The sequence below is a fragment of the Bacillus sp. EB106-07-01-XG149 genome, from assembly GCF_058791555.1.
The window spans coordinates 212313-230264 of sequence record NZ_JBYTDP010000005.1; the positions used below are offsets into that span (position 1 = coordinate 212313).

Sequence of the window (17952 nt, forward strand, 5' to 3'; positions counted from 1 at the left end):
AAAGAAAGAATGATATAAATGGTGGTGAATGGGTTCGTGGAGGCATGGATTTTTGAAATAATGCGGGCAGTTGGACGTTTTTTCTTACACCCTGCTGTCTATGTATTTTTAATAAGTAGTATCTTCGTTGGATACTTACGTATGTTACGAGAACGAAAGGATTTTTCCTTTAAAGTTTATGATATTTGGTTTGAACTACGAACATCTCTATTTGCGGGAGTTGGATACGGATTAATCGTATCTATTATTACAATTGGACTTGGCCTTGTCGTTTCTAAAGCGAGCTTATGGGTCATCTTACTTTGGACGTTATTATTTGGATTAACTGCTATGTATCGATATTTATCAGCAGCTTATACATTTAGTATCGCAATTGTGTGCGTTCTAGTATCTTCTAAGCTACCAGTTTCCTTCTTACAGCTTGGAGAAGGGGAAGAGAGTACGATTGTATCTCTTGCTATTTTACTAGGCGTCATGCTCGTTGTAGAGGGCTTGTTGATTTCTAAAAATGCAGTAGGATATTCTACGCCGAAGATTAGGAAGGGGAAGCGTGGGCTAAAGATTGGTTTACACGAATCAAAGCGTTTATGGATCGTGCCTATTTTTATTCTTGTACCAGGTGATGCAGTAACGCAGTTTATTTCATGGTGGCCTGTCGTTTCAATCGGTTCACATACCTATTCTCTATTCCTCGTTCCATTTTTAATTGGATTTATGAGAAAGATTAGAAGTTATGAACCAACGGAAGCCTTATTATTTACAGGAAGACGTGTCTACGGATTAGCAGGAATTGTACTTGTTTTAGGAATGGCAAGTTATTGGTGGCACGTACTTGCCATTATCGCAATGGGAGTCGCAATGCTTGGGCGTTTCACAATTTCCATGCAAGAAAAAATTGCGGATGAGACAAGACCGGCGTATTTCGCTGCACGTAATGATGGACTTGTTGTATTAGATACAATCCCGAATACAATTGGGGCAGAGCTGAATTTACTGCCTGGAGAAGTGATTACGAAAGTAAATGGAGTCATTCCAAGAAGTGCTGAGGAATTTTATGATGCGCTTCAAACGAAGACGACAGGAGCATTTTGCAAGTTAGAAGTATTAGATACAAATGGAGAGCTTCGCCTTGCTCAAACGGCATTATACGCCGGAGGACATCACGAATTAGGTATTGTGTTTGTTCAGCAGGAGCATGAGTGGGATTCGGAAGCGATGTAATAGAAGAAAGGGTATCACCTTGTGGTGATACCCTTTTTGGTTGCGGGGGGTGAGATTGGTAGTAAATAGGATTTGTATCAGCGATTATTCAAATATATCGACTTTCCGGCAAAAAACGACAACTATCGCAAACCTTCTTTTGAAGTTTCATAGACGGATAACTTGAATAATTATTTGATAATGGTTATCATTTAGGGAGTCTTTTTAATTTTGGAAAATGGAGGTAAGATATGCTACGTAAATTTTTTTCTTACTATAAACCGTATAAAGGTTTATTTATACTCGACTTTTCTTGCGCAGTTGTCGCAGGGTTACTAGAACTTGGCTTCCCGCTTATCGTAAATCAATTTATTGATAAGTTATTGCCAGGACAAAACTGGACGCTTATTTTATGGGCTTGTTTCGGTTTACTTGCAGTGTATATATTAAATGCAGGCTTACAATACGTCGTTACATATTGGGGACATATGCTTGGTGTTAACATTGAAACGGATATGAGACAGAAATTATTTGATCACATTCAAAAGCTATCATTCAGATTTTTTGACAATAATAAAACAGGTCATTTAATTTCACGTCTTACAAACGACTTAATGGAAATTGGGGAAATTGCTCACCATGGGCCAGAAGATTTATTTATCGCTGTTATGACTTTAGTTGGGGCATTCTCATTTATGATGATGATCAACTGGAAGTTAGCGTTATTAACGTTCTTCGTTATTCCATTCCTATTGTGGTTGGCACTTTACTTCAATAAAAAAATGACAGGTACGTTTAGACGTTTATTCTCAGACGTTGCTGATTTTAATGCATGTATTGAGAACAACGTTGGCGGTATCCGTGTTGTACAAGCATTCGGAAATGAAAAGTTTGAGAAAGAGCAATTTGCTGTAAATAATGCTCGTTTCCGTACAACGAAATTAATGGCGTATAAAATTATGGCGTTAAATTCATCGATTAGTTATATGCTCATGCGTCTCGTAACGCTCTTCGTCTTAATATGCGGTACATGGTTTGTTCTGCAAGGTGAATTAACGTACGGTGGATTTATCGGATTCGTTCTATTAACGAATATTTTCTTCCGCCCAATTGAAAAAATTAATGCGGTAATCGAAAGCTATCCGAAAGGGATCGCTGGTTTTAAGAGATATGTAGAGCTTCTTGAAACAGAGCCAGATATTGTAGACTCTAAAGATGCGATGGAAGTTAAACATGTACATGGTGATATTCAATATAGCAACATTACATTCGGATATGAAAATAAAGAACCAATTTTAAATGATATTAGTTTGAAAATACATGCAGGTGAAACAGTTGCTTTCGTAGGACCATCAGGAGCTGGAAAAACGACGTTATGTAGTCTATTACCACGTTTTTATGAACAATCGTCTGGATCGATTCAAATTGATGGTATTGATACGAAAGATATGACGTTATCTTCACTTCGTAAGCAAATTGGAATTGTGCAGCAAGATGTGTTCTTATTCTCAGGAACAATTCGTGAAAATATCGCTTACGGAAACTTAAAGGCGTCAGAAGCTGAAATTTGGCAGGCAGTAAAACGTGCGCAGTTAGAAGACTTAATTTACTCACAACCAGACGGTTTAGATACTGTTATTGGTGAGCGTGGTGTGAAACTTTCTGGTGGACAGAAGCAACGTCTAGCGATTGCTCGTATGTTCTTGAAAAACCCGCCAATTTTAATATTAGATGAAGCGACTTCCGCATTAGATACAGAGACGGAACTAGCGATTCAAAAATCACTTGCCGAACTATCTGTCGGCCGTACAACATTAGTTATCGCTCACAGACTTGCAACGATTAAAAATGCAGATCGTATCGTCGTTGTAAATAAAGATGGTATTGCAGAACAAGGTTCGCATGAGGAACTAATTGAGCAAGGCGGAGGATATAGCCGTTTATACGAAGCTCAGTTCAGTTCGTAAAGATAATTTCTGCTGAATTAGTGCACTATAAGTAAGTGAAAATCTTATATGGGAGGCTATGAAGCATGATTGTAACAACAACGTCTACAATTCAAGGAAAAGAAATTATTGAGTATATCGATATCGTCAATGGAGAAGCGATTATGGGCGCGAATATCGTTCGTGACCTTTTCGCCTCTGTCCGTGACGTTGTCGGCGGTCGTGCGGGCGCTTATGAAAGTAAATTAAAAGAAGCGCGCGACATTGCAATGGAAGAGATGAAAACTTTCGCAAGACAAAAAAATGCGAATGCAATTGTTGGTATCGACGTGGATTACGAAGTAGTTCGCGAAGGAATGCTAATGGTTGCAGTGAGCGGAACTGCTGTCCGTATTTAAAGTAAAAAGCCGTGCCGATGCACGGCTTTTTACTTTTATTAATGCTATTCTATGTCGAAGTTCCAATATTTCTTGGGAAATGCGGAAGGCCTTGTCGATATATAGGGAAGACATTAGAGCGTTTCTTTACATTTTCGGATTTGAACTAATAATGTTTCGTATTCTTGTTCGAGAGATGTGATGTCATCGTGATGATTTGGTATGGAAATTCGGCCGATGATTTCTGTTAATTTTGTTTGTAATCGTAATAATTCTTGTTCAGTAACGTTTACAGAATCCCCGGTTGTTCTTTTTGTGTATTGCTCGTAATTACCTTGGAATATTCTTGGTTCACTCTCATCTACTTGTAGAATATGGTCTGCAACAGAGCGAATAAAGGCACGGTCATGGCTAATGAAAAGTATTGTGCCAGGGTATTCTTGTAACATAATTTCTAATTCTTCTTGCGTCGCTAAGTCTAAATAGTTTGTCGGTTCATCGAGCAGAAGCATATTATAGTTTCCTAAAAATACTTTTGCGAGTGCAACCTTCATTCGTTCGCCGCCACTTAAGGCATGTACAGGTTTATGAACATCTTCACGGCGGAATAAAAGCCGTGCAAGTATTGTTCGAACGAATGCTTCTGTATAGTTGGTTTCTTCTAGAACGTTCTCTAAAATGGTTTTATCTGTTTTTAAAATTGATAGTGTTTGTTCAAAGTATCCAATTTTACAACTTTTCGAAAGCTGAATGCCACGCTCGTTTGCGAGAAGCATGTTGAACAAAGTTGTTTTGCCGCTTCCGTTTGCACCTAAAATAGCAAGTTTTGCGCCAGGGGCAATAGTTCCATTCATATTTTTAAATAGTGTGCGGTCGCCTATTTTCTTTGTTGCTTTATTGAACTGTACTGCCACTTTACTATGAATGGGTGTATGGTATTGCACGTCAAACTGAGCCTGAGAAAGATCTTTTGGCTTTTCTTTCTTTTCTAGTTTTTCGAGACGTGTTTCTAATGCTTTCGCTGCCTTGCTAACCTGTTCTTGCCCATGAGCCCCGCTTAACTTATAAAGTTTAGATTCAGATGAACTGAACCGAGTTGGGATTTTTGTCATGCGAGAAGCACGTTGCTTTTTTTGTGAAATTGATTGCTCTAAACGATTTTTTTCTTGTATATATTGCTCATACTCTGCTTGTTGTTGTATTCGTTCACGTTCTTTTTGCTTTCGATAGTTGGAATAATTCCCTTTATACTCTTGAATCATGCCGTCTTCAATTTCAATGATTTTTGTACATATATTATCTAAAAATTCACGATCGTGCGATATTAAAACAAGTGCTCCTTTATAAGATAAAAGTGCTTTTTCTAATTGCTCTGTACCGACCATATCTAAGTGGCTTGTTGGTTCATCAGCGAATAAAATGCCTGCATCTTGCTCGAGAGCATGGGCAATCTTTAGTCGCATTCGTTCACCACCGCTCATTGCATCTGTAACGTTTGAAATACTCCATTTTCCTTTTGCGAGAGAAGAAGCGGTTTCCGGTAGTTCTTCGCTAAGCTGAGGAATGATGCTGATAGAACTATGGTGAGTTACTATGCCATTGTCAGCTTCTATTTCTTTACTTAATATTTGTAATAACGTAGATTTACCAGCTCCGTTGACTCCGACAATTCCTATACGATCCTGTGCTTGAATTTCCAGTGACGGTAACGTAAATAGTGTACGATCACCAAAGCTTTTTTCAATATTGCGTGCGAATAAAATAGTCATAAAAAAACCTCCCTAGTTTCACTAGAGAGGATAAACGTCGCCCTTGCATGTAAAAAATCGTACATAAATAAACGATTTTTTTACATGATCGTTTCGAAAGAAAGTATCGACAAATGGACAGACTAATCCTCTGCTAGTTTTCATCATTTTTTGTTCACTATTTGTGATGGATGAAATAAATAAGAGAATTAGAACTTCATTGGTCAAAGTACCTTCCTTTCATAATGTTACTTTTATTGTATGCGCATACAAAAGGGTTTGTCAAAGTTATTTTTGCTTGTGATTTTTGAATTCGTTATTATACAGTCGTGCCTTTGCTAGTGCTTCAACATCATTTTTGATTTCATCCAATCCATTCGCATCCCCAATAACATACCCTTCAAATGATGAACCAACAAAATCAAAGATGTATTGGAACTGAGCAATAAGCGGTAATGCTTTCAGCTTTGGATTGTCTCCGCCAACGATGACAACGTACATTTTTTTCCCTTTCATTTTTTCTTTGAAATGAAGAGATGTATCACGCAAGCTTTGTGACCAGCGATCGACGAAGTTTTTCATATGACCGCTCATTCCATACCAGTATAGCGGTGTAGCAAAGATAATTGTGTCGTGCTCTAACATACGCTCGATTAACTGCTTGTAGTCATCATTTAAAGGTTGGAATCCTTCTGCATCATGGCGCTGATCTATGATTGGGTGGACGATATGATCTCGCAAGTAAATTTGTTCTGTTTCAATTCCATCGATCATCCTATGTGTTAAAGCTTCTGTATTTCCGTTTTGTCTTGAACTGCCATGTATAACAAACATGTAATCATCCCTTTTCTTTTGTTTGCTTTAGGAGTGAAACGTGTTTTTGCAAATTCGTTTGAATGCTAGAAAGTAATGAGATTTGCTTCGTTACTTCATTGAGTTTATCTTCATACAGCGTAAGGATACTGCTGCAAGGATTTTCGTACAGGTGCGGCTCTATTTCGAGGCAGCGCAGCATCCTTGCCGTCTCTTCTAAATTTAAGCCAATTTGTAAGTACATTTGAATAAGCTCCACTTTTTCGATGGCACTTTCATCAAAGTCACGGTAGCCATTTGCGAGGCGCTTAGAAGGGAGTAATCCCTTTTCTTCATAATGTCTTAGTGATCTTTCACTAACGCCAGTTTCTTTTGATAACTCCCCGATTCGCAATGCGTTTCACTCCTTCTACATGTATTGTAAACCTTCACACTAATGTGAAGGTCAATGCTGTTTTTTCGCAAAAGAGTCTACATGATTTAAAAACACCTGAATAGCTTTAGACGGGATGAAGTATTTGCCGCGCACGATGGAGAATGGACGGATGAGTTGTTCATTTGGAACTTCGACGTGGAATAGCTCTTTTGCCAGTAACTCTTTCCGTACAGTCCAATCAGAAAGTATAGCGATGCCAAGCCCGGCACTAACTGCTTCCTTTACGCTTTGGATACTACTAAATGTAAAGAATCGTTTCATTTTCAAATGGTGTTGATGAATAAAGCGGTCACTATAAGCGCGTGTTCCAGAACCACTTTCTCTTAATACCCATACTTGATCTTGGAGTGTGCTTTCATTTATTTCATTTGTGCGGAGCAGTGGATGATTTGGAGGGACGACGAGCTTCATTTCATCTTGCATAAACGTTTCAACGTCAACGTCGGCGTATACGACTTGCCCTTCCACTAAGCCGATATCGATTTGATTAGAGCGAAGACTTTGTAAAACGTCTTCTGTATTTGAGATAAAGGTATGAACTTCGACGTGTGGATTTTCATTCGCATAGTTAGCCAGTATTTTTGGAAGTAAGTATTCGCCAATTGTGAAACTAGCACCGATGCGAAGAGTTCCTGTTACAACGTTATGTAGTTCGTTAATTTCTTGTTTGGCTTCTTCGTAAAGAGAGAGCATTTGCTTTGCATGTATATATAGTATGTTTCCAGCCTCCGTCACTTGGACGTGCTTTGGTGAGCGCTGAATAAGAGTGGTGTCAAATTCGTTTTCTAAGTTGCGTATATGCATACTTACGCCAGGTTGTGAAATGTTTAATAATTCTGCTGCACGGGAGAAGTGTTTCTGTTCAACGACAGTAACAAATATTTTTAAAATGTCTACGTTCATGTAATGGGCTCCTTTCTTTTTCTATCATCTTATCATAAGTATTTCTGATGATAGAGATTCAATATTGATATTAAACTTATTATAGAAACTCTCTTATAATGTAAGTAGAAAGAACATGCATGTTCCAATACGATTATTGGAGTGGTTCAAAGTGGAACAAACACTTGTTATACAAAAGAAGAAGGGCTTTGGATTTTCGCAAGGAATTGGGATTACACTATTAATCGCAATTGCTGCGAAATATTTAGCAGAGCTTCCGTTTTTAAATATTATGGGACAATTAGTAATTGCTATTCTAATTGGGATGGTTTGGCGTGCGGCAATTGGAATTCCGCAAGATGCGATTGCAGGGACGAACTTTGCGAGTAAGAAGTTGCTGCGCTTTGGGATCATCTTACTCGGAATGCGGTTAAATCTTGTTGATATTGCAAAGGCAGGGCCGAAAGTATTGGTCATCGCTGCGGTTGTTATTACATTCACGATTTTCGTTGTATATGGATTAACGAAAGTATTTAAAGTAGAGAAGAAACTTGGAATTTTAACAGCGTGCGGAACAGCAATTTGCGGCGCGGCTGCGGTCGTGGCAATTGCACCGCAAGTGAAGGCGAAGGATGAAGAAACGGCAGTTGGGGCAGCAATTATTGCGATTTTAGGTACAATATTTACACTTATTTATACGTTATTATACCCAGTGCTTGGCTTCTCACCGTACGGTTACGGTGTATTCTCAGGTGCGACGCTGCATGAGATCGCCCATGTCATCGCAGCTGCGGCACCAGGAGGAAGTACGGCTGTAGACATCGCAGTTATCGTGAAATTAACGCGCGTTGCAATGCTTGTGCCAGTAGCGATTTTAATTGGACTATGGTTTGGTAAGAGTGAAGGAAGCGAGGAAAAAAAATCGTGGCGCGACCTTCCAATTCCGTGGTTCATATTCGGATTTTTAGCGATGAGTGCAGTGCATTCGCTCGGGGTTATACCAGAAGTTGTTGCTGGATATATTGTTGTTCTTGCTTACATGCTTATTGCAATGGCGATGGCGGGGCTTGGTTTAAATGTAGAGTTTAAAACGTTCCGTAAGTTAGGAAGTAAAGCATTCGTGGCGGGGCTGATCGGTTCGGTTTGCCTTTCTATTCTTGGCTACGTTCTTGTATATGCGTTAGGATTTATGTAGTAGGAAGAAGCTGCTCCCAAAGGTATTTTGGGGCAGCTTTTTCTTATGATTATAGTGCTACGGATGTCGGTATTTTTCGGTAAGTCGATATATTAAAAAATTGCCGATAAAAATGGAGTTGCGCTGATATAAATTGAATTTCTATCGTACTGTGTGAGAGAAGGTGCTCAGTGAAATGTTTTACTAAAATTTGTAAAGATATCTTTACTTATAACTGGAAAATATTCATAATTAAAGTAAAGATATCTTTACTTTCGAAGGTGGAGCCTATGGGTGTGAAAAATAAAATAAAAGAGTTAAGAAAGCAACATCATATAACGCAAGTTGAAATGGCAAAGGCGATGCAGGTGACGCGGCAGACGATTGTGGCAATTGAAAACCAGCATTATAACCCGAGTCTAGAGTTATCCCTAAAAATCGCCAAATATTTTGGGGTGAAGGTGGAGGAAATATTTACGCTAGAGTAAGGGGAGAAAAAATGAACGATACTAAAAAGTTATTTATCGGTGCGACTTTTGGATTGTTTTTGGGAGACATTGTAGTTCATATTATGAATCCGGCTATACCAATTTTACCGCTCGTAGTGAGTAACGTTTTAGCAATTGTATTTTTGATAGTGTATGCGTATTACAAAAAGCGTAAGTACAAAAAAGAAGAACTTCCAGATATAGATGAGCGAGTTGTGAATAAGATGAAGTCGTATTTTACGATTTGTATTACAAGCTTCATTTTCCTGTTCATTATGTATCTTTGTGTAAATAAGTATTTAGATAGGCAAGCAGTACATGTAAATGAGTTGTTATATATTGCTATTTTTGGTTTATTAATAAGTATGGCATCGACGAGTGTGTTAGCAACAAGGAATAGATAGAAAAAGGGGAACTGGGATGGGATTACCGGTATTATGTGTCGCTACGGCTATTTTTGCTTTGTTTTGGGGAATGCAGAACTTCTCTCGTTATCCAGTGCCAAGCATTTGTATTATGATTGGCGCTGTAGGTTTATCATATTATTTATTAGTTTCAGCTCATTATCATAAAACAGCAACGAGTGTTGTTGTTGGAGCACTTATTTTATTTTGTGGGCGCGCTATACAAAAGGGATTATTTCCGTAAAAGCTGTTTATACAAAGAGTATAAACAGCTTTTTGTATTTTTTTTACAAAAGTCTTGAAAGTTACGTAACGTCATCTTTTATAATGAAGGGGAAGAGGTGATGGTAGTGATTTCAATACAACAATTGACGAGAGAAACAGGGGTAACGGTACGTACATTACGTTATTATGATCAAATAGATTTATTAAAGCCGAGCGGGAAAACAGAAGGTGGACATCGTTTATATAGTGAAGCTGACGTAATACGGCTGCAGCAAATTTTATTTTTAAAGGAAATGGGCTTTTCATTGAAAGAGGCTGCGAATATGTTAGTAAAAGGTGAGCTTAACTTAAAGGGTTCTCTTGAGAAACAACTTCGGTTTGTACAGGAAGAACAAAAGAAATTTAATCGAATGGAGCGTGTTTTACAAGCTGTTGTTTATTCGGTAGATGTGGAGGGAGAACTTGATTGGAAAGTTATGTTTGAACTGATTCAGCTTTCGAAACAGTCGTCTCGTATACGTGAAATATTTCAAAATGAAGTATTTTCAAAGGAAGAACAAAAATTGCTTCATAACTTGCCAAATATGAGTGAAGAAGATCCGAATGTTTTAGAATGGGTAGATTTATTAAAGCAATTACGTACTTTTATGAAAGACGGCAAAGAAGCCGCGAGTGATGAGGTACAAGGGGCAACGAAGAGGTTAATGCAGAAGTGTTTAGAAATGGCCAATGGTGACGAAGTGTTTTTAGATAAGTTATGGGAAGTTAGAAAATCGAAGGAAGATTCACAGAAAATGAGCATGTATCCAATTGAAGAAGAATTTTTATTATATATGGATGAAGCTTTTCGTATATATGATGAAAAGGAGAGGGATAAATGAGTATACTCGCAGAATATCGTTGGTACTTTTTAATTGGGGCAGAGATTGTATTTTGGTTATCGGCTATCGGTTTCTTTTTACTTCGTTACGGATTCCGTTTGAAAAAGGCAAGTTTTATTATGGGGATTGTACTCCTCGTAAATGAAGTGTTTATTTTAACTTTAGGGGTAGTGGACTATTATCAAACAGGAAAGTTCTCTAATTTTCAAATCATTACTGTAATTATTTTATTGTATGCAGTTTTCTACGGGAAAAAGGATTTGAAGAAGCTTGATATATTTGCGCAAAAGCTAGTTGCGAAATGGCGGAATGAACCAGCGCCTATTATCGAAGAACAGGTAGAATTAACAGGTATGGCCTATGCGAAGCAGGAAATAAAAAATTGGGTATTGCATCTTGTTTTATTCGTTGTTGTGCATATTTTCTTTTTCTTTCTGTACGGTTTTGTCCCGTTTGAACAATGGCATAATTGGTTAGAGACGGGGATTGTTTTAAATGAACCAGCTAGTCGCGTTAGTCAAGTTTGGGCGATTATATTTTTAGTGGATACAGTTATTTCATTTTCATATGTGATCTTTCCGAAGAAAGAGAAAGGAAAAGAGAAGCTATTTTCGTAGAGGAAAGTAGCTTTTTCTAGTATACCAATAGTTTGTATAGGAGAGGATAACAATAGGAAAAACAGGTTTTATATGCTTATCTCTCTTTAGTTTAGTAGCATGCTCACAACCTAACATTACAATTGATAAGAAGAATGATGTTGTTGTAAAGGGAACAGAAATTTCTAATCTAGATAAATTTGAAAAGTTCGTTTTGAATGTGGAACAAGGGGAAGTTTATAAAATAAGAATTGTACATTATACACATGAAGGTGATCCGGTTTTTCAAACGTTAGAGTATAGTGGGACAGATATAATTCATATATTAGATAATAGGCAAGATCGGTTTGCTGGTAATCATACAGATATAGATGAAGATAGCTGTAAAAGGATTGTTAAAGAGCAGCGTGAATTACAAACGGCTTATAGGTTAATAGACTGTGTGAATGAAAATGGGCGCAATGGATATGATTTATTATATGTACCTAAAAAATAGAGTTAGTAGAGGAAGGAAGTTTTGGCTCCTTCCTTTTTCTATGTATATATTGTCGAAATTTTTACCGAATATCTGTTCGTTTTCTTGGTTTTTTTATGAGCATTCGTGGTAAAATGGGAATACAGATTTTTTACGAGGAGGTCGGTTTTGTTTGGAACATCAATTTGAAATTATCTCAGCGTATTCCCCGCAAGGTGATCAGCCGGTAGCTATAGAGAAGCTTGTAGAGGGAATTAAGAGTGGAAAGAAAAAGCAAGTGTTGCTTGGAGCGACAGGAACGGGTAAGACATTTACGATTTCAAATGTCATTAAAGAGGTGCAGAAGCCAACACTTGTCATGGCTCATAATAAAACGTTAGCAGGACAGTTATATAGTGAGCTGAAAGATTTTTTTCCGAATAATGCAGTTGAATATTTTGTTAGTTATTACGATTATTATCAGCCAGAAGCGTATGTGCCGCAAACAGATACGTTTATTGAAAAAGATGCGCAGATTAATGATGAAATCGATAAATTGCGTCACTCAGCAACATCTGCACTATTTGAACGGGATGATGTGATTATTGTTGCGAGTGTTTCGTGTATATATGGTTTAGGTTCTCCAGAAGAATACCGCGAGTTAGTTGTTTCACTTAGAGTTGGTATGGAAAAGGACCGCAATCAATTGCTTCGTGAACTTGTTGATGTACAGTATGGACGTAATGACATTGATTTCAAGCGCGGTACATTCCGTGTGCGCGGAGATGTAGTTGAAATCTTCCCAGCATCACTTGATGAGCATTGTATTCGAATTGAATTTTTCGGCGATGAAATCGATCGTATTCGCGAAGTAAATGCGTTAACAGGTGAAGTATTAGCAGAACGTGATCATGTAGCAATCTTCCCAGCATCTCACTTCGTTACACGTGAGGAAAAAATGAAGGTCGCTATTGAAAATATCGAAAAAGAATTAGAAGAGCGTTTAAAGGAATTAAATGATAATGGCAAGTTGTTAGAAGCGCAGCGTATAGAGCAACGTACACGTTATGATTTAGAAATGATGCGTGAGATGGGCTTTTGTTCAGGGATTGAAAATTATTCCCGTCATTTAACACTTCGTCCGGCGGGTGCAACGCCATATACGTTAATAGACTATTTCCCGGAAGATTTCTTAATTGTTATGGATGAGTCACACGTATCAGTACCACAAGTAAGAGCGATGTATAACGGGGACCAAGCACGTAAGCAAGTACTTGTGGATCATGGGTTCCGTTTGCCATCAGCTTTAGATAATAGACCGCTTACGTTTGATGAGTTTGAAGGAAAAACGAATCAAGTTATTTACGTTTCGGCAACGCCAGGACCGTACGAGTTAGAGCAGGCACCGGAAGTAATAGAACAAATTATTCGTCCAACAGGGCTTTTAGATCCACCAATTGATATACGACCAATTGAAGGGCAAATTGATGATTTATTAGGAGAAATTCAAGATCGCATTGCCAAAAATGAACGTGTATTAATTACGACTTTAACGAAGAAAATGTCAGAGGATTTAACAGACTACTTAAAAGATGTAGGAATTAAAGTGAATTATCTCCACTCTGAAATTAAAACGTTAGAACGTATTGAAATTATCCGTGACCTTCGCCTTGGTAAGTTTGATGTACTGGTCGGTATCAACTTATTACGAGAAGGATTAGATATTCCAGAAGTATCACTTGTAGCTATTTTAGATGCTGATAAGGAAGGATTCTTGCGTTCAGAGCGTTCATTAATTCAAACAATCGGTCGTGCTGCACGTAATGAAAACGGCCGCGTTATTATGTACGCAGATCGTATAACAAGGTCAATGGGAATTGCGATTGAAGAAACGCAGCGCCGTCGTACTATACAAGAAGCTTACAATAAAGAGCATGGTATTACGCCGAAAACGATTCAAAAAGGCGTGCGTGATGTTATCCGTGCAACGACAGCTGCTGAAGAACCGGAAATGTATGAAGCGGCACCAGCTAAGAAGATGACGAAAAAAGAGCGTGAAAAGACAATTGCGAAGATGGAAGCAGAGATGAAAGAAGCAGCAAAAGCGTTAGATTTCGAGCGTGCAGCTGAATTAAGAGATTTACTATTAGAATTAAAAGCGGAAGGGTGAACAGAGTGAGCATAAGCAAGGATTTTATTGTCGTAAAAGGTGCTAGAGCACATAACTTAAAAAATATTGATGTAACCATTCCGAGAAATCAGCTTGTTGTTGTGACGGGATTGTCTGGTTCAGGGAAATCATCATTAGCGTTTGATACGATTTATGCAGAAGGGCAACGCAGATATGTAGAATCGTTATCTGCGTATGCGCGCCAGTTTTTAGGACAAATGGATAAACCTGACGTGGATACGATTGAAGGCTTATCTCCAGCGATTTCAATCGATCAAAAAACGACAAGTCGTAATCCACGTTCAACAGTTGGAACGGTCACGGAGATTTATGATTATTTACGTTTATTATTTGCGCGAATTGGTACGCCAATTTGTCCGAATCATGGTATTGAAATTACATCACAAACAGTAGAGCAGATGGTAGACCGTGTACTTGAATATCCTGAACGTACGAAATTACAAGTGTTAGCTCCTATCGTTTCTGGGCGTAAAGGTGCACATGTGAAAGTGCTTGAAGACATTAAGAAGCAAGGATATGTTCGTGTACGTGTTGATGGTGAAATGCTTGATGTATCTGAAGATATTGAGTTAGATAAAAATAAGAAGCATTCCATTGAAGTTGTAATTGACCGTATTGTTGTAAAAGAAGGGATTGCAAGCCGTCTTGCGGATTCACTTGAAAGTGCATTAAAGCTTGGCGGGGGCCGAGTGTTAATTGATGTAATGGGAGAAGAGGAACTTCTATTTAGTGAACATCATGCTTGTCCGCATTGTGGTTTTTCAATCGGAGAATTAGAGCCGCGCATGTTCTCATTCAATAGTCCATTCGGGGCGTGTCCTTCTTGTGATGGACTTGGTTCAAAGTTAGAGGTGGATTTAGAACTTGTCATTCCGAATTGGGATTTATCATTAAATGAACATGCGATTGCGCCTTGGGAACCGACAAGCTCACAATATTACCCACAGCTTTTACAATCTGTATGTAATCATTACGGCGTTGATATGGATATGCCTGTGAAAGATATACCGAAAGATTTATTTGATAAAGTGTTGTACGGAAGCGGTGAAGAGAAAGTTTATTTCCGCTATGTAAATGAATTTGGTCAAGTAAAGGAAAATGAGATTTTATTTGAAGGTGTTATTCCAAATATCGAACGTCGTTATCGTGAAACGAGTTCTGATTATGTTCGTGAGCAAATGGAAAAGTATATGGCAGAGCAAGCTTGTCCGAAGTGTAAAGGTGGACGCTTAAAGCCTGAGAGTTTAGCTGTTTTCGTTGGTGATAAAACGATTGCTGATGTAACGAAGTATTCTGTTCAAGAAGTACAGGAATTCTTCTCGAATGTGGAGCTAACGGAGAAACAACAAAAAATTGCTCATTTAATTTTAAGAGAAATCCAAGAGCGCGTTGGGTTCTTAGTGAACGTCGGTTTAGATTATTTAACGTTAAGTCGTGCCGCAGGAACTTTATCAGGTGGTGAGGCGCAGCGTATTCGTTTAGCGACGCAAATCGGTTCTCGTCTGACTGGCGTACTTTACATTCTTGATGAGCCTTCTATCGGTTTACATCAGCGCGATAACGATCGTCTTATTCGTACGTTGCAAGAAATGCGTGATTTAGGAAATACGTTAATTGTCGTTGAGCATGATGAAGATACGATGATGGCTGCTGATTATTTACTTGATATCGGACCTGGTGCAGGTATTCACGGTGGTCAAGTTGTATCAGCGGGGACGCCAGCTGAAGTGATGCGAGATGAAAATTCGCTAACAGGTAAGTATTTAAGCGGTAAAGAGTTTATTCCGGTTCCACTTGAAAGACGTAAAGGTGACGGACGTAAAGTGGAAATTATCGGTGCAAAAGAGAATAACTTAAAGAATGCAAAGATGTCATTCCCGCTTGGTACGTTTGTAGCGATAACCGGTGTATCTGGTTCCGGTAAAAGTACGATGATTAATGAAGTACTGTATAAATCATTAGCGCAAAAGTTATATAAAGCGAAAGCGAAGCCAGGTACTCATAAAGAAATTAAAGGTCTTGAGCATTTAGATAAAGTAATCGATATTGATCAATCGCCAATCGGGCGTACACCACGTTCTAATCCAGCGACGTATACAGGTGTATTCGATGATATTCGTGATGTGTTTGCACAAACGAATGAAGCGAAAGTGCGTGGATATCAAAAAGGACGTTTCAGCTTTAATGTAAAAGGTGGACGTTGTGAAGCGTGCCGTGGTGATGGAATTATTAAAATCGAAATGCACTTCTTACCAGACGTATACGTTCCATGTGAGGTTTGTCATGGTAAACGTTATAACCGCGAAACGTTAGAAGTGAAGTATAAAGATAAGAACATTTCTGAAGTGTTAGGGATGACGATTGAAGATGGAGTAGAGTTCTTCGCTAATATCCCAAAAATTAAGCGTAAGCTTCAAACGCTTGTAGATGTAGGGCTTGGTTATATGAAATTAGGGCAGCCAGCTACTACGTTATCTGGAGGAGAAGCACAGCGCGTGAAATTAGCTTCTGAATTACACCGTCGTTCTACTGGGCGTACGTTATATATTTTAGATGAGCCAACGACTGGTTTGCATGCCCATGATATCGCGCGTCTTCTAGAAGTGCTGCAACGCCTTGTTGAAAGTGGCGAGACAGTTCTTGTTATTGAACATAATTTAGATGTAATTAAAACAGCTGATTATATCGTTGACCTTGGACCAGAGGGCGGAGACAAGGGTGGACAAATCGTTGCTTCAGGAACGCCAGAGCAAGTAGTAAAAGAAGAACGCTCGTATACAGGTAAGTATTTAAAAGATATTTTAGTTCGTGATAAAGCGAGAATGAAAGAGAAAATAAAAGAAGTAGAGCTATCACAATAAGGGTATTACTAAAAAACCGAGTGGAAATGACACTCGGTTTTTCGTTCATAGGGGGAGAAGATGGAGTTTATCCCGCATTAACGGGCAGTAAGATCCCCACCTCAAAATTCAGCGGAAGCCAAGAAGTTAGGTGGGAGATCAACTGCCCGTAAAAGCCCGATTGGTTCAACTAATAATCAGTGGGGGATGAACAAAACCCCCACTGATTAAAGTTTCACTTTACAGATGTTTTAAGAAAGAAAAATATGAAGGTAAGAGAGTTTCAAAATTGGGGTGTATATTTTCGCAAGCGCTGGGAGGAACATTTTGCAAACCATTTAAGTGATGAGGAAAAAGAAGATATTTTCCTGTATGGAGATAAGTATGCATGTGGGTATCTTTGGCACATATTTAGTTATGAGAAAAAGAAGTGTTTAGAGGGTGAAGAAGCGGAGAACGCGTTTCATAATGTAGTGAAAAAGGATTGCTATATATTCTATCAACATTGTGATGATGTACTGCTAATAAAAGATACGAGTTTATTACATACGGAGGATATATTGTGTGAGAGGGACGATATGTATAAAGGCGATATCTATATTGTAGATAAAGAGTTCACTTGGACTTTTGTAAAAACGCATGAACATAGATGGTGTGGTCCCTATTTTACAAAGAAATGTTAGTAGGTATACAAGCATGAAGAGTAGAATAAGTTGATATAAGTGTTTGTATGATACTTGCGTTTCTTATCTATTAGCGTATGATGAAATATATATGTTTAAAAGGATGTGTAACGAAATGAGATGGATTGTATCACTTCTTGTAAATAGCGTTGTGTTAATCGCTGTATCGGGACTTTTAAAAGGGATTGCACCAGACGCGTTTTACGTAGCAAATATACAGACTGCAATTATTGCGAGTATTATCTTAGCTGTTTTAAATGTGTTCGTAAAACCGTTTTTAATTTTAATTACGCTACCGATTACTCTTGTAACTTTCGGGTTCTTCTTAATTGTTATTAATGCGATTACGTTAAAAATAGCAGATTCATTATTAGGAGATGCGTTTAATATATCAGGTTTTGGTGTAGCAATCGTTGCGGCAATTTGTATTTCAATTTTTAATATGATTATTGAAAAGGCAATTGTGGAGCCACTATATGAAAAAAAGAGAAAATGACAAAAAGAAAAACATTTCATGATGTATATGAAATGTTTTTTTCTATTTATTAGAAACCGTATTTCTTGTTTCCAGAAAAAAATGGTACAATATCCGGTAGAATGGAATTTTACATCAA

General features: G+C 38.1%; 18 protein-coding genes. 14 read left to right on the plus strand and 4 right to left on the minus strand.

Annotated features, from left to right (window positions below):
• The first annotated feature begins 36 nt into the window (after window positions 1–36).
• From AC3WTA_RS20780 to AC3WTA_RS20790, 3 genes are all read left to right on the plus strand, one after another.
• Window positions 37–1221: a PDZ domain-containing protein gene (locus AC3WTA_RS20780; protein ID WP_000388641.1), complete on the plus strand. Its 1185-nt coding sequence runs from the start codon at window positions 37–39 to the stop codon at window positions 1219–1221.
• Between the two features lie 230 nt (window positions 1222–1451).
• Window positions 1452–3167 carry an ABC transporter ATP-binding protein gene (locus AC3WTA_RS20785; protein WP_000944610.1) on the plus strand — a complete coding sequence of 572 codons (1716 nt, stop codon included), beginning with the start codon at window positions 1452–1454 and terminating at the stop codon, window positions 3165–3167.
• Between the two features lie 65 nt (window positions 3168–3232).
• Window positions 3233–3544, plus strand: a complete 312-nt coding sequence (locus AC3WTA_RS20790; protein ID WP_000637523.1) for a heavy metal-binding domain-containing protein — start codon at window positions 3233–3235, stop codon at window positions 3542–3544.
• Window positions 3545–3657: 113 nt separating this feature from the next.
• Here AC3WTA_RS20790 and abc-f read toward each other — a convergent pair whose 3' ends face one another.
• The 4 genes from abc-f to AC3WTA_RS20810 form a co-directional block, all read right to left on the minus strand.
• Window positions 3658–5292, minus strand: coding sequence for a ribosomal protection-like ABC-F family protein (gene abc-f / locus AC3WTA_RS20795; protein ID WP_492333006.1), 1635 nt, complete (start codon window positions 5290–5292; stop codon window positions 3658–3660).
• Between the two features lie 267 nt (window positions 5293–5559).
• The gene (locus AC3WTA_RS20800; RefSeq protein WP_088107476.1) at window positions 5560–6105 is read right to left on the minus strand and encodes a flavodoxin family protein; all 546 of its coding nucleotides are present in this window, start codon (window positions 6103–6105) and stop codon (window positions 5560–5562) included.
• A gap of 4 nt (window positions 6106–6109) precedes the next feature.
• A complete protein-coding gene (locus AC3WTA_RS20805) occupies window positions 6110–6478 on the minus strand; it encodes a MerR family transcriptional regulator (RefSeq protein WP_046955576.1) in 369 nt (122 codons plus the stop codon).
• A gap of 51 nt (window positions 6479–6529) precedes the next feature.
• Window positions 6530–7423, minus strand: a complete 894-nt coding sequence (locus AC3WTA_RS20810; protein WP_492333007.1) for a LysR family transcriptional regulator — start codon at window positions 7421–7423, stop codon at window positions 6530–6532.
• A gap of 151 nt (window positions 7424–7574) precedes the next feature.
• On the opposite strand from AC3WTA_RS20810, the gene AC3WTA_RS20815 reads away from it, so the two are divergent.
• The 11 genes from AC3WTA_RS20815 to AC3WTA_RS20865 all read left to right on the plus strand — a co-directional run bounded on the left by AC3WTA_RS20815 (window position 7575) and on the right by AC3WTA_RS20865 (window position 17834).
• On the plus strand, window positions 7575–8597 hold the full coding sequence (locus tag AC3WTA_RS20815) for a YeiH family protein (protein WP_492333008.1): 1023 nt from the start codon (window positions 7575–7577) through the stop codon (window positions 8595–8597).
• A gap of 269 nt (window positions 8598–8866) precedes the next feature.
• The gene (locus AC3WTA_RS20820) at window positions 8867–9064 is read left to right on the plus strand and encodes a helix-turn-helix transcriptional regulator (RefSeq protein WP_033659222.1); all 198 of its coding nucleotides are present in this window, start codon (window positions 8867–8869) and stop codon (window positions 9062–9064) included.
• Window positions 9065–9075: 11 nt separating this feature from the next.
• A complete protein-coding gene (locus tag AC3WTA_RS20825) occupies window positions 9076–9468 on the plus strand; it encodes a hypothetical protein (RefSeq protein ID WP_001000172.1) in 393 nt (130 codons plus the stop codon).
• A gap of 16 nt (window positions 9469–9484) precedes the next feature.
• Entirely contained in the window at window positions 9485–9712 is a 228-nt protein-coding gene (locus tag AC3WTA_RS20830) for a hypothetical protein (protein WP_000524127.1), read from the plus strand.
• A 100-nt stretch (window positions 9713–9812) separates the two neighbouring features.
• Complete coding sequence (locus tag AC3WTA_RS20835; protein WP_000260361.1) at window positions 9813–10574, plus strand: MerR family transcriptional regulator; 762 nt, start codon at window positions 9813–9815, stop codon at window positions 10572–10574.
• On the plus strand, window positions 10571–11191 hold the full coding sequence (locus AC3WTA_RS20840; RefSeq protein WP_492333009.1) for a hypothetical protein: 621 nt from the start codon (window positions 10571–10573) through the stop codon (window positions 11189–11191). The genes AC3WTA_RS20835 and AC3WTA_RS20840 overlap by 4 nt, the downstream gene beginning before the upstream one ends.
• 46 nt (window positions 11192–11237) lie before the next feature.
• Window positions 11238–11666: a DUF4362 domain-containing protein gene (locus AC3WTA_RS20845; protein ID WP_098098433.1), complete on the plus strand. Its 429-nt coding sequence runs from the start codon at window positions 11238–11240 to the stop codon at window positions 11664–11666.
• 151 nt (window positions 11667–11817) lie between these two features.
• The gene (uvrB, locus tag AC3WTA_RS20850; RefSeq protein WP_000400986.1) at window positions 11818–13794 is read left to right on the plus strand and encodes an excinuclease ABC subunit B; all 1977 of its coding nucleotides are present in this window, start codon (window positions 11818–11820) and stop codon (window positions 13792–13794) included.
• 11 nt (window positions 13795–13805) lie between these two features.
• Entirely contained in the window at window positions 13806–16676 is a 2871-nt protein-coding gene (gene uvrA, locus AC3WTA_RS20855; protein WP_033657707.1) for an excinuclease ABC subunit UvrA, read from the plus strand.
• 245 nt (window positions 16677–16921) lie between these two features.
• Window positions 16922–17338 (plus strand): DUF4275 family protein, encoded by a 417-nt coding sequence (locus tag AC3WTA_RS20860; protein WP_000868200.1) that lies wholly within the window; start codon window positions 16922–16924, stop codon window positions 17336–17338.
• Window positions 17339–17453: 115 nt separating this feature from the next.
• Window positions 17454–17834, plus strand: a complete 381-nt coding sequence (locus AC3WTA_RS20865) for a phage holin family protein (protein WP_001267307.1) — start codon at window positions 17454–17456, stop codon at window positions 17832–17834.
• The last annotated feature ends 118 nt before the right edge of the window (window positions 17835–17952 follow it).